15 protein-coding genes are annotated in these 13945 nt (G+C 68.4%); 8 read left to right on the top strand and 7 right to left on the bottom strand.

Translation table 11 applies throughout. The features are described 5' to 3' along the window. Positions 1-232 precede the first annotated feature (232 nt). Positions 233-430: a hypothetical protein gene (locus KY493_RS11660; protein WP_255567879.1), complete on the top strand. Its 198-nt coding sequence runs from the start codon at positions 233-235 to the stop codon at positions 428-430. 83 nt (positions 431-513) lie between these two features. Beyond that, on the top strand, positions 514-1017 hold the full coding sequence (locus tag KY493_RS11665; RefSeq protein WP_219896502.1) for a pyridoxamine 5'-phosphate oxidase family protein: 504 nt from the start codon (positions 514-516) through the stop codon (positions 1015-1017). 55 nt (positions 1018-1072) lie between these two features. Here the strand turns inward: KY493_RS11665 and argF are convergent, their stop codons facing one another. Both argF and KY493_RS11675 read right to left on the bottom strand, forming a co-directional pair. Beyond that, positions 1073-1987 carry an ornithine carbamoyltransferase gene (gene argF, locus KY493_RS11670; RefSeq protein WP_219896503.1) on the bottom strand — a complete coding sequence of 305 codons (915 nt, stop codon included), beginning with the start codon at positions 1985-1987 and terminating at the stop codon, positions 1073-1075. 139 nt (positions 1988-2126) lie between these two features. Next, positions 2127-3320: an aspartate aminotransferase family protein gene (locus KY493_RS11675; protein ID WP_370627326.1), complete on the bottom strand. Its 1194-nt coding sequence runs from the start codon at positions 3318-3320 to the stop codon at positions 2127-2129. A 168-nt stretch (positions 3321-3488) separates the two neighbouring features. On the opposite strand from KY493_RS11675, the gene KY493_RS11680 reads away from it, so the two are divergent. Further along, positions 3489-3698 carry a hypothetical protein gene (locus KY493_RS11680; protein WP_219896504.1) on the top strand — a complete coding sequence of 70 codons (210 nt, stop codon included), beginning with the start codon at positions 3489-3491 and terminating at the stop codon, positions 3696-3698. 40 nt (positions 3699-3738) lie between these two features. Here KY493_RS11680 and KY493_RS11685 read toward each other — a convergent pair whose 3' ends face one another. After that, positions 3739-4566: an ABC transporter permease gene (locus KY493_RS11685; RefSeq protein WP_219896505.1), complete on the bottom strand. Its 828-nt coding sequence runs from the start codon at positions 4564-4566 to the stop codon at positions 3739-3741. A gap of 200 nt (positions 4567-4766) precedes the next feature. Here KY493_RS11685 and KY493_RS11690 point away from each other — a divergent pair, with 200 nt between their 5' ends. Beyond that, positions 4767-5327, top strand: coding sequence for a GcrA family cell cycle regulator (locus KY493_RS11690; RefSeq protein WP_219896506.1), 561 nt, complete (start codon positions 4767-4769; stop codon positions 5325-5327). Between the two features lie 54 nt (positions 5328-5381). On the opposite strand, the gene apaG is transcribed toward KY493_RS11690, so the two are convergent. Further along, positions 5382-5789: a Co2+/Mg2+ efflux protein ApaG gene (apaG, locus tag KY493_RS11695; RefSeq protein ID WP_219896507.1), complete on the bottom strand. Its 408-nt coding sequence runs from the start codon at positions 5787-5789 to the stop codon at positions 5382-5384. Between the two features lie 92 nt (positions 5790-5881). Here apaG and KY493_RS11700 point away from each other — a divergent pair, with 92 nt between their 5' ends. The 4 genes from KY493_RS11700 (at position 5882) to KY493_RS11715 (ending at position 9542) form a co-directional block, all read left to right on the top strand. Continuing rightward, positions 5882-6910, top strand: a complete 1029-nt coding sequence (locus KY493_RS11700) for a 2'-deoxycytidine 5'-triphosphate deaminase (protein ID WP_219896508.1) — start codon at positions 5882-5884, stop codon at positions 6908-6910. Positions 6911-6987: 77 nt separating this feature from the next. After that, positions 6988-8220 (top strand): NAD-dependent epimerase/dehydratase family protein, encoded by a 1233-nt coding sequence (locus KY493_RS11705; protein ID WP_219896509.1) that lies wholly within the window; start codon positions 6988-6990, stop codon positions 8218-8220. 15 nt (positions 8221-8235) lie between these two features. Then, entirely contained in the window at positions 8236-9120 is an 885-nt protein-coding gene (locus tag KY493_RS11710) for an NAD-dependent epimerase/dehydratase family protein (RefSeq protein ID WP_219896510.1), read from the top strand. Positions 9121-9164: 44 nt separating this feature from the next. Next, on the top strand, positions 9165-9542 hold the full coding sequence (locus tag KY493_RS11715) for a VOC family protein (RefSeq protein ID WP_219896511.1): 378 nt from the start codon (positions 9165-9167) through the stop codon (positions 9540-9542). Here the strand turns inward: KY493_RS11715 and KY493_RS11720 are convergent. The 3 genes from KY493_RS11720 to pheS form a co-directional block, all read right to left on the bottom strand. Then, positions 9539-10147, bottom strand: coding sequence for a DUF1134 domain-containing protein (locus KY493_RS11720; protein WP_219896512.1), 609 nt, complete (start codon positions 10145-10147; stop codon positions 9539-9541). The genes KY493_RS11715 and KY493_RS11720 overlap by 4 nt on opposite strands. 138 nt (positions 10148-10285) lie before the next feature. Beyond that, on the bottom strand, positions 10286-12709 hold the full coding sequence (pheT, locus tag KY493_RS11725; RefSeq protein ID WP_219896513.1) for a phenylalanine--tRNA ligase subunit beta: 2424 nt from the start codon (positions 12707-12709) through the stop codon (positions 10286-10288). Then, on the bottom strand, positions 12709-13797 hold the full coding sequence (gene pheS, locus KY493_RS11730; RefSeq protein ID WP_219896514.1) for a phenylalanine--tRNA ligase subunit alpha: 1089 nt from the start codon (positions 13795-13797) through the stop codon (positions 12709-12711). Before pheS ends, pheT begins: the two co-directional genes overlap by 1 nt. Positions 13798-13945 lie beyond the last annotated feature (148 nt).

Consider the following 13945-nt stretch of genomic DNA (forward strand, 5'->3'; position numbering starts at 1 on the left):
TGATTCGCCTCCCGACCCATTCAACGAACGCTAACCGCCCAGATGCTGGGTGTAAACGCGGCGTTAACCTCAACATCTGGAGCCGGCGCCACGCGCCTGTGGACAGCCGCTCCTGAACGCATGGTTGTGCCGCCAGCATGGTTAATGCCGAATGAAGATTAACCCGCCGGAAAGATTCGCGCTCTTGCCGGAAGTGGCGTCATCGGCCACCCCTGCGGCGATGACCCTGACGATGACGCTGATCCTGCTGGCCGCATCCCTCGCCCTGACGCTGCTGGCGGGTTGGCGCGGCGCAAGGCCGCCTGATCCGCGGAAGGGTCCGCGCATGATCCCGTGGCGGTTCCTGATGCTGGCCGGCGCGGCGCTGGCGCTGCTGCTGCTGATCCACCTGACGACGCTGTTCGGCGCCGAGCGCGCACCCTGGGTCTAGCCCGCGTCCGAGGCGAGGAACCCGACGCCCGGGCAAAGGGTTTGCCTCTGCACTTCCCCACAGATGACGCAGGAGACGCGAACATGGCCGGCAAGGACCTGACCCCTCAAGAGGCCGAGACCGAATTCTGGAAAAGCCTCAAGGAATCCAACACCGGCATGCTGCGCGTCGACCGGCCGGGCGAGCACGCTCAGCCGATGACGGGCTATGGCGAGCCCGAGACCGGCACGATCTGGTTCTTTACCCGCGACGACACCGACTTCGCCCAGGAAGTCGCGTCCGGCGGCCAGGCGGGCATGTTCACCTACCAGGCCAAGGACGAGGAGGTTTACGCCTGCGTCCAGGGCCGACTGTCGGTCGATCAGGACCGCTCGCGCATCGACAAATACTGGAACCCGGTCGTCGCCGCCTGGTATCCCGACGGCAAGGACGATCCGCACCTGACGCTGGTCCGCTTCGACGGCGAGGACGGTCGGGTCTGGGTCAGCAAGGAAGGCGGCCTCGGCTTCGGCTTCAAGGTGCTGAAGGCCAACTTGACCAAGACTGAGCCGGACGTCGGCGGCGTGTCGGACGTGAACCTGAGCTAGGTCGAGCGCCGGCCATCAGGAAGGGGCGGTCGCGATGCGGCCGCCCCTTGCCGTTTCAGCCGCCGAAGCACCAGGCCAGCACGGCCTTCTGGGCGTGAATGCGGTTTTCCGCCTCGTCCCAGACGAGAGAGCGCGGGCCGTCGATCACGGCGTCCGTCACCTCTTCACCCCGGTGCGCCGGCAGGCAGTGCAGGAAGACCGCGTCCGGTGCGGCGAGGTCCAGCAGCGCCTCATCCACCTGATAGGCCTCGAAGGCGTGCAGGCGCGCCTCATAGTCCTTGTCGCCCATCGACACCCAGGTGTCGGTGACGACCACATCTGCGCGCTCGGCGGCCTCGCGCGGATCGGAGGTCAGGCTGACCGCCTCGCCGCCCTTGGCCAGGTCGCGCAGGTCCGGGTGGTATTCGGCCGGACAGGCGACGTTCAGGTGGAAGCCGAACTTGGCCGCCGCGTGCATGAAGCTGTGGCAGACGTTGTTGCCGTCGCCGATCCAGGCGATCGTCTGGCCGGCGACCGGCCCGCGATGCTCCTCGATCGTCAGCAGGTCGGCCAGGATCTGACACGGATGCGAGCGGTCGGTCAGGCCGTTGATGACCGGAACGGTTGCGACCCGGGCGAAACGCTCCACGTCCTCGTGGTCGTTGGCGCGGATCATCACCGCATCCACCATGCGCGACAGCACCCGCGCGGTGTCCTCCACCGGCTCGCCGCGACCCAGCTGCATGTCGGACGCGGTCGCGATGATCGATGAGCCTCCCAGCTGACGGATGGCGGCGTCGAAGCTGAAGCGGGTGCGGGTCGAGTTCTTTTCAAAGATCATCGCCAGCACCCGGTCCCTGCCGGGCGCATCGGCGTCGGCGCGCCCTTGCGGCCAGCCCTTGCGCGCCTGTTTGCGGGCGTGGGCGTCGTCCAGGATGGCGCGCAGATCGCTCGCCTCCAGCCGGTGGATGTCGAGGAAGTGGCGGGTCATCTTCTACTCCGCTCATCCCCACTAAGGCGGGGACCCAGTGCTTTGGGCGCATCAGCGCCGGAGGATGTCGGTCCGCCGATCCCGGTCCTTCAGTTGAAGGTCTGGATCCCCGCCTTCGCGGGGATGAGCGGAAATGGGGTCAGGCTGTAAGCTTTTCGCGCACCACCGCACACGCGCCCTCGAAGCGCGTGATCGCCTCGCGCGCCTCTTCCAGCGTCAGGTTCAGGGGCGGCAACAGGCGCACGCAGTTGTCGCCGCCGCCGGCCACCAGCAGCTGCTGCGTCTCGCGCGCCAGCGCCATGAACTCGCGATTGTTCGGGTGCAGCTTGACCCCGATCAGCAGGCCCTTGCCCCGCACGTCCACGATCACGTCGGGATAGCGTTCCTGCAGCCCCGCCAGCTGCTGCTTCAGATAGCCGGCGATTTCGGCCACATTGTTCAGGATCTCGGGCGTGTTGATGGTCGACAGCGCCGCCTGTCCCACCGCCATGGCCAGCGGATTGCCCCCGAATGTCGAGCCGTGGACGCCCACCGTCATGCCTTGCGCCGCCTTGGCCGACGCCAGGCAGGCGCCGATGGGAAAGCCGCCGCCCAGCGCCTTGGCCACCGCCATGATGTCGGGCGCCATGCAGGCCCATTCGTGCGCCCAAAGCTTGCCGCTCCGGCCCATGCCGCACTGGACCTCGTCGAAGATCAGCAAGACGCCGTGCTCATCGGCCATCTGGCGCATCCAGCGCAGGTCTTCTTCGGGCGTGGCGCGGCATCCGCCCTCGCCCTGCACCGGCTCCAGGATCACGGCGGCGGTGGTCGGCGACTTGAAGGCGGCCTCCAGCGCGTCCTTGTCGCCCCACTTCAGCTGGTGGAACCCTTGCATAGGCGGGCCGAAGCCCTCGGTGTAGCTGGGATTGGCGGCCGCATTGATCGCGCCATAGGTGCGGCCGTGGAACGAGCCGTCGAAGCCGTAGATGTCGATCCGCTCAGCCTGGCCGTTGGCGGAGTGGTATTTGCGCGCCGTCTTCAGCGCGCACTCCACGGCCTCGGTCCCCGAGTTGGTGAAGAAGACCACGTCGGCGAAGCTCGATTGGCACAGTTGGTCGGCCAAGGCTTCCTGCCCTGGAATGCGGAAGATGTTGGAGACATGCCACAGCTTCTCCGCCTGGTCCTTGACCGCCTGCACCAGCACCGGATGCGCGTGGCCCAAGCCGTTCGTCGAGATGCCGGCGACGCAATCCAGATATTCGGTCCCGTCCGTCGACCACAGGCGCGCGCCTCGCCCGCGCTCCACCTCCAGCGGCGCGCGATTGTAGACACCCATCAGATGGTTCGTGGACACGGGACCTTGACCTCCAAAAGCGAGACGGCCCCGGCGCGGGCGCGACGGAGCCGGATTGCATGAGGCCTGACTTGTCGGACCGTGCGGCGGCTTAGTCAACACCGGCCGCGGCGTGGGGAACCGGCTGGCGCCCGCCCGGTTAGATTCCGGAGAGAAATGGAGAGCCCCATGTCCAAGCACCCCTCCCCCGTCGATCAGCCGGCCGACCTGCCGGACGATCTGGAAACCAATCCGGGCATCGGCCAGTCGCCGGGCCTGAACCGCCATGAAGGCCTTGACGAGATCGAGGGCGACAACACGGTCGAAGGCGACATCGACAACAATGCGGGGCCCGGCGGCGCCGTCGATCCCGACGATCGCGGCCGCTCGCACCCCTGACCGATCAGGCGACTGGGCCCGTCCGGCGGCTGGGGACGCCTTAGCTCTTCAGCCGCCAGCCCGAGCGGAACACCAACCAGCAGGCGGCGGCCATGACGACCATCAGCACCGCGCTGCCCACGACGCCGACCGCGAGGTTGCTTTCGGCATGGCCGATGAAGCCGTAGCGGAAGCCGTCGATGAGATAAAAGAACGGGTTGAAGTGGCTGACTGTGGCGAAGGGCTCCGGCAGGTTCTCGACCAGATAGAAGGCGCCCGACAGGAAAGTCATCGGCATGACCACGAAGTTCTGCACCGCCGACAGGTGGTCGAACTTCTCGCTCCACAGGCCCGCCAGCACCCCCAGCATTCCCATGATGAAGCTGGCGGCGACGGCGAACCAGACGATGGCCAGTATGTTGGCCACGCCCAGTCGCGCGAAGGGCAAAACGCAGATCGCCGTGACCAGGCCGACCAAGGCGCCGCGCGTGGCCGAGCCGAGCGTGAAGCCCAGCGTCAGTTCCAGCGGACTGAGCGGCGGCGTCAGGAAATCGGTCGCCGTGCCCATGATCTTGGCCTGGATCAGGCTGGAGGATGAGTTGGCGAAGGCGTTGTTCAGGATCGCCATCATGATCAGGCCGGGCGCCACGAACTCGGCGAAGGGCGTGCCGTGCAGCGGCGGCCGTGCGCCCTGCAGCGCCACCACGAACACCAGCATGTAGAGCAGGGTCGTCACCACCGGCGCGGCCACCGTTTGTGCGCCCACCTTCCAGAACCGGCGCACCTCGCGCTGGTAGAGGGTGATCACCCCGACCCAGTTGATCCCCGGATAGCGGCGGGGCTGCGGCAGCCCGGCGGGGCGCGTGGACAGAAGATCAGGCGTGCTCATGGCCGCGCAGATGCGCTCGCATGCCCGAGACCGCAAGGCGGCCCTCACTCGCATAACGTCGATTCAACATCTGGTTTCTGTGGACAGGCTGATTCGCACATGTTGCGTCCCTTAACAGGAGGTTTACAACGGATTGTAGGTTGCTGGCCCGGAGGGGGCCTGGACCACTAGATATTGAATCTCGAACGCCGGAGGGTGGCATGACCGCAGGCTGGACCGACGACCGCGTAGGCGCGCTGAAGAAGCTCTGGCTGGAGGGCCAATCGGCCAGCCAAATCGCCAAGCAGCTGGGTGGCGGCGTGACCCGCAACGCCGTGATCGGCAAGGTGCACCGCCTGGGCCTGTCCGGCCGGGCCGCCCCGTCGCAGCCGGTGCGTGCGCCTGCCCCCGCGTTCCGCACCAGCCGTCCGCGCACGGCGGCTTCGACCGTGGCGGAGACCGTCGCGGAGGCCGCTCCGGCTCCGGTCGTTCGCCGCCTCGAAGTGGTCCAGACGCCTAAGCCGGCCGAGCCCGTCGCTGCGCCTTCGCCCGCCCACGTTCCCGACCTTCCCGGCACCGCCACGGTGCTGACGCTCGGTGCCCACATGTGCAAGTGGCCGATCGGCGACCCGTCCTCGCGCGAGTTCAGCTTCTGCGGCCGTCGGGCTTCGGAAGGCGTCTACTGCATCGAGCATGCGCGCGTCGCCTATCAGCCGCAGGTGCGCCGCGGCGGCAAGGATGGCGCCTCCGAACTGGCTCGCTCGCTGCGCCGCTACATCTAATAGCGCCTGCACCTCAAGATCGGAAAAGCCCCGTCGGCCTGCCGGCGGGGCTTCTCAGTTGAGGCTGCGCCGGGCCTCCGGCGTGTCCAGCGAAAAGGCCGGTATCTCCGCCTCGAACGACCGACCTTCCGCATCGGTGAAGTAATAGGTGCCGACCATCGAACCGGTCGGCGTACCCAGCGGACAGCCGGACGCGTAGGCATAGGCGTCGCCAGGCTGGATCGTCGGCTGCTCGCCCACCACGCCCGCGCCCCGCACCTCCTCGGTCCGGCCCAGACCATCGGTAATGGTCCAGCGCCTGGCCATCAGCCGCACCGCCATGCCCGTCAGGTTCACCACCTCCACCTGATAGGCCCAGACCCAGCGTCCGCCGTCCGGATCGGACTGTCCGGCAAGGTAGCTTGGCCGAACCCGGACCAGGATGCCGTTGGTTTCGGCGCTATAGGCAGGCGCGTCGTGCATGGGCTATATGCTCGCCCCGCCGCGCGGCGGGTGCAAGCGTGGCCTGTACGGGATTGATCGGTGCGGGCTCCTTCGGCCAAGAACAGGACGACATGAGCGCCTATTCCCCTTCTCGCCCCGGCATCCTGCCCGCCCAGGGCATCGAAGCCCTGATCGCCGGCGGCGCCATCACCTCGGACACGCCGTTCGACCTTGATCAGGTCCAGCCCGCCAGCCTGGACCTTCGCCTGTCGGACCAGGCCTGGCGCGTGCGCGCCTCCTTTCTGCCCGGCCAGCGCAAGGTCGAGGATCGCATCCGCGACGTGGCCATGCACGCCGTCCAGGTTACGGACGCGGGCGTGGTGCTGGAAAAGGGCTGCGTCTACATCGCGCGTCTTCAGGAGCGGCTTAAGCTGCCCAAGGGCCTGATCGCGCGCGCCAATCCGAAAAGCTCGACCGGCCGTGTCGACGTGTTCGTGCGCCTGCTGACCGATCAGGGCGCGTCCTTCGACGACGTGGCCGAGGGCTATGAGGGCGCGCTCTATATGGAGATCGCGCCGCAGACCTTTTCCATCCTGGTGCGGCCCGGCACCCGCCTGAATCAGCTGCGGCTCAAGGCTGGAGAGCCGCCCAAGCTGGAGACCCGCAGCGTCGGTGTTGACCTGCGCGGCGGCGACGTCGTGGGCTTCCGCGGCCGCAGGCATGCCGGCGTCGTCGATCTCGACCACATCGACGGCCACGACCCGCGCGACTTCTGGGAGCCGTTGTCCCTGCGCCGCGGCGAGCTGCTGCTCGATCCGGGCGAGTTCTACATCCTGGCCTCGTCCGACGACGTGGAAATCCCGGTCGATCAGGCCGCCGAGATGACGCCCATCGATCCGTCCGTGGGCGAGTTCCGCGTCCACTACGCCGGCTTCTTCGATCCCGGCTTCGGCACGGACGAGGCGCACGGCGCGGGCTCCAAGGGCGTGCTGGAGGTCCGCACCCACGACACGCCCTTCCTGTTGGAGCACGGGCAGATCGTGGCGCGCCTCGTCTACGAGCCCCTGACCGAGCGCCCCAGTCGCCTCTACGGCGAGAGCGGCAGCCACTATCAGAGCCAGGGCCTCAAGCTTTCCAAGCACTTCCGGCCCTGGGGTTGAGGCGAGGCGTCGCGCCCGCCACGCTTTGCCACGCCGCCCGCATGGTCTAGTCAGGCGCCATGAGCACGGAGGCGACCATGAAGCGTGTGATCGTTCTGGGGGGAGACGGCTTCTGCGGCTGGCCCACGGCCCTGCACCTGTCGGCGCGCGGCTGGGACGTGACGATCGTCGACAACCTGTCGCGCCGCAACATCGACAACGAGCTGGAAGTCCAGTCGCTGACGCCCATCCGCACCATGGGCGAACGCATCCGCGCCTGGAAGGACGTCTCCGGCCACGACATAGGCTTCGTTAACCTGACGGTGGGCAAGGAGTTCGATCGCCTGGTCGCTCTGATCCGCGACCTGCGTCCGGACAGCATCGTCCACTTCGCCGAACAGCGCGCAGCGCCCTATTCGATGAAGTCGGCGCGTCACAAGCTGTACACCGTCGACAACAACCTTAACGCCACCAACCACCTGCTCGCCGCCATTGTCGAAAGCGGGCTGGACGTGCACCTGGCGCACCTGGGCACCATGGGGGTCTATGGCTACGGCACCGCCGGCCTGCGCATCCCCGAAGGCTACCTGAAGGTCACGGTGGACACCGACAACGGCCCGGCCGAGCAGGAGATCCTGTTTCCGCCGAACCCCGGCTCGATCTATCACATGACCAAGACGCAGGACGCCCTGCTGTTCCAGTTCTACGCTAGGAACGACAAGCTCAGGATCACCGACCTGCACCAGGGCATCGTCTGGGGCGCCCAGACCGCGGAGACCCGCCAGGACGAGCGGCTGATCAACCGTTTCGACTATGACGGCGACTACGGCACGGTGCTGAACCGCTTTCTGATGCAGGCGGCGGTGGGTTACCCGCTGACGGTGCATGGCTCGGGCGGTCAGACGCGCGCCTTTATTCACATCCAGGACACGGTGCGCTGCGTCGAGCTGGCGCTGGAGAACCCGCCCAAACGCGGCGAGCGCGTGCGCATCCTGAACCAGATGACCGAGAGCCGCCGCGTGCGCGATCTCGCCGGCATCGTCTCGCGCCTGACGGGAGCCGAGGTCCACCATGTCCCCAATCCGCGCCAGGAGGCGGATGAGAACGAGCTGGTCGTCGCCAACGACGGCTTCCGCGAACTGGGGCTGAAGCCGATCACCCTGGCCGAGGGGCTGATGCAGGACGTGACGGAGAACGCCCGCCGCTATGCCGACCGGGTCGACCTGTCGCGCATCCCCTGCGTTTCCGCCTGGAACCCCGATCGCGCCCAGGCGCTGGAGCACGAGCAAGCTCGGCCGTACGTCGAGCCGCAGTCCGCCCTCAGCGCCTGATCGTCAAGAGTTCTGATGCCGCAAGCCTCGTCCGCCCCCTCGCTTCTGGTCTTCGGCGGAGGCTATCTGGGGCAGGCGGCCGCGCGTGAAGCGATCAGGCGCGGAGGGCAGGCTACGGCCACCTCGCGTGATCCCGCTCGTCGGGCGGCTCTCCAGGCCGCCGGGATCCACGCCATCGATCCGGCGGACCGCGAGGCGCTGGGACGCGCCGTGGCCGAACACTCGGCCATCCTGGTGACGGCCCCGCCGGACGCGCGCGGCTGTCCGGCTCAGCGCGCGCTGGCGGAGGTGGCCGGCGACGCCTGGCCCGACTGGATCGGCTATGTCTCCTCCACCGCCGTCTATGGCGATCGCGAGGGCGGCTGGGTGTTCGAGGACGGCCCGCTGAACGCCGCCAGCCTGGAAGGCGCCCGCCGCGTCAACGCCGAGCGGGACTGGATGGACGGTGCGCGCGGCATGGGCCTGACGGTGCAGGTCTTCCGTCTCCCCGCCTTCTATGGTCCCGGCCGCAGCGTGATCGACCGCCTGCACGACGGATCGGCCCGGCTGGTGCGAAAGCCCGGCCAGATTTTCAACCGCATCCACGTGGACGATGTGGTCTCGGCCCTGTTCGCCTCCATGGTCCGGCCACGTCCCGGCGCCGCCTACAATCTGACCGACGACGAGCCCGCGCCGGCCGACGTGGTGATGCAATGGGCGGCCGAGCGCCTGGGTCTTCCCCGCCCGCCGGAAGTGGACTGGATGGACGACAGCGTCGGACCCGGCATGCGCCGCTTCTATCTGGACTCCAAGCGTGTCTCCAACGCTCGCGCCAAGGCCGAACTGGACTGGCGCCCGTCCTATCCCAGCTGGCGAGAAGGCCTGGGGGCGATCCTGGCTTCGGAGGCCGGGGAACGCTGATCGGCCTCGCCCGCTTTCCTTGCACCAAGGCAGGGAGCCGGACGATGATCCATCATGTTTCCTTCGGCACGCGCGACGCGGCGAAAGCCAAGGCCTTCTACGACCCCGTGCTGGCGGTGGTGGGGTGGCGCTGCATCCAGAGCAACGACCGGGCCGTCGATTACGGCGTCAGCGAGATCATGTTCAGCCTGGAGACGCCGGTCGATGGCGGAGAGGCCACGGCCGGGAACGGCGCGCACGTCGCCTTTGTCGCCCGAGATCGCGCGACGGTGGACGCCTTTTTCCGCACCGCGCTGGAGCAGGGCGGGACCGACGCCGGCGCGCCGGGCGTGCGAGCGCAGTACGATCCCAACTACTACGGCGCCTTTGTGCGCGATCTCGACGGCAACAAGATCGAGGCTATGACCTTCGCCGCGACCTAGAAGGGGATCAGGTTGCGCTGGCGGCTATAGCTCATGGTGCCGACGTTGGCGCCGAGGCGCAGGCCGACGCCGGTGCGGATGGGCGCAAGCGTGATGCCGTCCGCCCGCTGGTAGTTCACGCCCAGCCCCGCCACCAGATAGGCCGTGCCCTCCACGCCCGGGAAGCGGCGATAGATCATGTCCGGGTGGAACAGGCCGTAGACCAGGGTGAAAACCCGGCTGGCGTTGCCGCCCCAGTCCCAGCCCACCGAGGCGCCCTGCCAAAACACCTCCTGCGGGGCGAACATCTCCTTCATGTGCAGGGCGCCGCGGCCATAGCGCGCGCCGACCACGAACGCGCCCGCGCCCTCCTCGCCGGCGATATAGGCGGTCGGGCGGTCGCCCTGTTCGGCGAAGATGCGCTCCACCGCACTGCCCACCACTTCGGCGGCGATGCCCAGTTCGCGCGATCCGGCCGAGACCACCTCCTCGAAGGTATAGGCCGGCGCGGTGTTGTCGGTGGCGATCGGATAGTTCGGATCGGACGGCGCGGTCGCGCAGGCGCTCAGGGACGAGGCGCCGGCGGCGGTGGCGAGACCCGACAGGATCAGTTGACGACGATGCATGGGCGAAACAGGGCTCCGGCAGACGCGCCCGGCGATGGCGGCCGCGAGGGCCGAACCGTCGCCGGGCTTTGAGGCAGCCTTGCGGCCTGATGGTTAACCGAACCTTACAGGGCGGCGCTTGTCCACCGCCAGAAGGCGTCAGGCCCTCAGCCGCGCGCCCTGCTTCTCAGCGGCGGCGATGACGCGGGCGCTCAGGGCCTCGATCTCGGCGTCGGTCAGCGTCGCCTCGCGCGGCTGGATCACCACCTCCAGCGCCACGGACTTGAAGCCGTCATCGACGCCCTTGCCGCGATAGACGTCGAACACCCGCACATCGGCGATCAGCGCCTTGTCGGCGCCCGCGATGGCGCGGACCAGATCGCCCGCCGCCTTGCCTTCCTCGACCACGAAGGCGAAGTCGCGCGTCAGCGGCATCAGATTGGCCAGATTGGCCGCGCCGCGCGCCTTGCCAGACTTGCCGCGGGGTTCCGGCACGGCGTCCAGCACGATCTCGAACGCCAGCATCGGACCGTCCGCGTCCAGGCTCTTCAGCACGCGCGGATGAAGCGCGCCGAACTCGGCGATGATCGTCTTGGGGCCGAGCTGCAGGCGCGCCGAGCGTCCCGGGTGCCACCAGGCGCGGTTCTGCCCCTGCGCCAGCTGGAGCGAGGCGACCGGCGCGCCGATGTCCTCCAGCAAGCTCATCAAGTCGCCCTTGAGGCCGAACAGCGCATCCTCGCCCGCCCCGCCCCAGTGCCGCCCGGCGTGCGGCGAGATCAGGCCGGCGATGACGGTGCGCTGGTCGCCCGGTCCGTCGCCCAGATAGATCGGCCCGATCTCGAACAGAGCCGCGTCGGCGTGCCCGCGCGCGGCGTTGCGCGCCGCCGCCTCGATCAGGTTCGGCAGGATCGACGGCCGCATGCAGTCGAGGTCGGCGGCGATCGGATTCTCCAGCACCAGCCGCTCGTCGCCGCCGCCGAAGAGGGCGGCGGCCGTCTGTTTGGTGAAGGACCAGGTGACCGCTTCCGAATAGCCCAGCGCCGCCAGCGCCCGACGCGCGGTGCGGACCCGCGCCTGGCGAGGGCTCAGCACACCTCCGGCCGGTCGCGCGACCTCCGGCAGGGGCGTCTCGGGCAGGCGGTCGAAGCCTTCGATCCGCGCCACCTCCTCCACCAGATCGGCAGGGCCTTCCACATCGCGCCGCCAGGACGGCGGTGTCACGGTCCAGGACGCGCCGCGCTCGATCGTGAAGCCGAGCGCCTGCAGAATCTCCGCGATCCGGTCTTCGGGCACGTCCAGCCCCGACAGGCGGCGCACATAGGCCGGATCGAAGGCGAACCCCGACGGGCCCGCCGGCGCCTGGCCTGCGACCGTGATCTCCGACGGCTCGCCGCCGCACAGGTCCAGGATCAACCGCGTCGCCAACTCCAGTCCCGGGATCACCGAGGCGGGATCGACGCCGCGCGCGAAACGGTACTGTGCATCCGAGTGGATGCCGTGCGCCCGTCCCGTCTGGGCGATGACGATCGGTTCGAACCAGGCGCTTTCAACAAACACGTCCGTTGTGTCGTCGGCGCAGCCCGTGCTGACGCCGCCCATGACCCCGCCCAGACCGACGGGCCGCTCGCCCGCCGCATCGGCGATCACGCAGTCCGCCTCGGACACCGAATAGGTCTTGCCGTCCAGTGCGATCAGCTGCTCGTGCGTGCCCGCCGCGATGTGCTCGGCGCCGGCGGAGACCTGTCCCGCCCGCACCACGATCTCGGTCCCGACCAGCTTGCCCGCGTCATAGACGTGCAGGGGCCGCGCCTGATCGTAGGCGATCAGGTTGGTCACATCGACGAGCCGGTTGATCGAGCGCAGGCCTATCGCCGCCAGCCGCCGCTGCAGCCACTCGGGCGACGGCCCGTTCTTCACACCCCGGATCAGCCGACCGGCGAACACGGGGCACAGTTCCGGCGCCTCGATCCTCACCGTGATCGGCGATGGGTAGCCGCCGCGCACCGGCGCGATGTCCCAGGTCTTCAGGGTTCCGGCGCCGGCCGCCGCGAGGTCGCGCGCGATCCCGGCGACGCCCAGCCAGTCCGGCCGGTTCGGCGTCACCTCGAAGTCGATCACCGGTTCGGCCCCGAACACGCCGGCCGCCGGCGCGCCGACCTGCAGCGTCTCAGGCAACTCCAGGATGCCGTCGCTCTCGTCGGCCAGCTCCAGCTCCGAGGCCGAGCACAACATGCCGTTCGACACCACGCCGCGCACCGGCTTCTCGACCAGGGTCACATCCAGTCCCGGCACATAGGCTCCGATCGGCGCATAGATGGTGACCAGCCCCGCCCGCGCGTTCGGCGCGCCGCAAACGATCTCCTTCATGCCGTCAACGGTCTCGACCTGGCAGACCTGCAGCCGGTCGGCGTTCGGGTGCTGCTCTGCCGAGACGATCCGCGCCACCGTGAAGGGCGCCAGCTTCGCCGCCGGATCGACGACCTCCTCGACCTCCAGGCCCGCCATGGTCATGGCCTCGGCGATCTGATGCACGTCCGCCTCGGTCTCGAGGTGGTTCTTCAGCCAGGACAGGGTGAACTTCATCAGGACAGACCGGAAGCGGGATTGGGCGCGGCGAAGGCGGAGAAGCCGTAGTGCTTCAGCCAGCGGGTGTCGGCCTCGAACATCGGCCGCAGGTCGGGGACGCCGTATTTCAGCATCGCCAGCCGGTCGACGCCCATGCCGAAGGCGAAGCCCTGCCATTCGTCGGGATCGAGCCCGCAGGCCTTGAGCACGTTCGGGTGCACCATCCCGCAGCCCAGAATCTCGAGCCAGTCGTCACCGGTGTTGAAGACAAGCTTGCCGCCCGAACGGTCGCAGCGGATGTCCATCTCGGCCGACGGCTCGGTGAAGGGGAAGTGGTGCGGGCGGAACCGCGCCTCCACGCCGTCCAGCTCGAAGAAGCGGGCGATAAAGGTCTGAAGCGTCGTCTTCAGGTGGCCCATGTGGACGTTGCGGTCGATCACCAGGCCTTCGATCTGGTGGAACATCGGCGTGTGGGTGGCGTCCGAATCCTTACGAAAGGTGCGGCCGGGCGCGATGATCCGGATCGGCGGCTGCTGGCTCATCATGGTGCGCACCTGCACCGGGCTGGTGTGGGTGCGCAGCACGCGCCGCTCGCCGGTGGCCGGGTCGGGCTTCAGGAAAAAGGTGTCGTGCATTTCCCGCGCCGGATGTTTCGGCGGGAAGTTCAGGGCCGTGAAGTTGTGGAAGTCGTCTTCGATGTCGGGACCCTCGGCCACCGCAAAGCCCATCTCCGCGAAGATGGCGATCATCTCGTCCATCACCTGCATGGTCGGATGCACCGCGCCGCGGCGACGCGGACGCGCCGGCAAGGTCAGGTCGATGCGCTCGGACAGCAGCCGCGCATCCAGCTCGGCGGCCTCCAGCTCGCTCTTGCGCGCCGCTATGGCCGAGGACACCCGGTCGCGCAGCCCGTTCAGCTGAGGCCCTCGCTCGCGCCGCTCGTCCGGGCTCATCGCCCCCATGCCCTTCAGCAGGCCGGAGATCGAGCCGCTCTTGCCAAGCGCGGCCACCCGCACCTCTTCCAGGGCGGCGGCGCTCTCGGCGGAGCCGATGGCGTTGATGAGATCGAGTTCGAGTTGGGCCAGGGCCGGATCAGGATGTGACATCGCGCGGATCGTCTAGCGCCTCAGCCGCCGCTCGTCACCCTTCGCACAAGGGGAGCGCCGCCAACTTGCACAGCCTACGGACAAAACTTCGAAAAGCGGCTGCAAAAGGTTCATTTACGGCAAAGCTGGCGTTAAAGATCAGGTCCTA

This window comes from Brevundimonas sp. PAMC22021, from assembly GCF_019443405.1.
In the GTDB taxonomy this organism is placed as follows: Bacteria; Pseudomonadota; Alphaproteobacteria; order Caulobacterales; family Caulobacteraceae; genus Brevundimonas.

What these genes read in the sequence shown, in the direction of transcription:
- KY493_RS11660 (WP_255567879.1), top strand. Translation starts at nt 233, where the DNA reads ATGACGCTGATCCTGCTGGCCGCATCCCTCGCCCTGACGCTGCTGGCG.
- KY493_RS11665 (WP_219896502.1), top strand. Translation starts at nt 514, where the DNA reads ATGGCCGGCAAGGACCTGACCCCTCAAGAGGCCGAGACCGAATTCTGG.
- argF (WP_219896503.1), bottom strand. Translation starts at nt 1,987, where the DNA reads ATGACCCGCCACTTCCTCGACATCCACCGGCTGGAGGCGAGCGATCTG.
- KY493_RS11680 (WP_219896504.1), top strand. Translation starts at nt 3,489, where the DNA reads ATGTCCAAGCACCCCTCCCCCGTCGATCAGCCGGCCGACCTGCCGGAC.
- KY493_RS11685 (WP_219896505.1), bottom strand. Translation starts at nt 4,566, where the DNA reads ATGAGCACGCCTGATCTTCTGTCCACGCGCCCCGCCGGGCTGCCGCAG.
- KY493_RS11690 (WP_219896506.1), top strand. Translation starts at nt 4,767, where the DNA reads ATGACCGCAGGCTGGACCGACGACCGCGTAGGCGCGCTGAAGAAGCTC.
- apaG (WP_219896507.1), bottom strand. Translation starts at nt 5,789, where the DNA reads ATGCACGACGCGCCTGCCTATAGCGCCGAAACCAACGGCATCCTGGTC.
- KY493_RS11700 (WP_219896508.1), top strand. Translation starts at nt 5,882, where the DNA reads ATGAGCGCCTATTCCCCTTCTCGCCCCGGCATCCTGCCCGCCCAGGGC.
- KY493_RS11705 (WP_219896509.1), top strand. Translation starts at nt 6,988, where the DNA reads ATGAAGCGTGTGATCGTTCTGGGGGGAGACGGCTTCTGCGGCTGGCCC.
- KY493_RS11710 (WP_219896510.1), top strand. Translation starts at nt 8,236, where the DNA reads ATGCCGCAAGCCTCGTCCGCCCCCTCGCTTCTGGTCTTCGGCGGAGGC.
- KY493_RS11715 (WP_219896511.1), top strand. Translation starts at nt 9,165, where the DNA reads ATGATCCATCATGTTTCCTTCGGCACGCGCGACGCGGCGAAAGCCAAG.
- KY493_RS11720 (WP_219896512.1), bottom strand. Translation starts at nt 10,147, where the DNA reads ATGCATCGTCGTCAACTGATCCTGTCGGGTCTCGCCACCGCCGCCGGC.
- pheT (WP_219896513.1), bottom strand. Translation starts at nt 12,709, where the DNA reads ATGAAGTTCACCCTGTCCTGGCTGAAGAACCACCTCGAGACCGAGGCG.
- pheS (WP_219896514.1), bottom strand. Translation starts at nt 13,797, where the DNA reads ATGTCACATCCTGATCCGGCCCTGGCCCAACTCGAACTCGATCTCATC.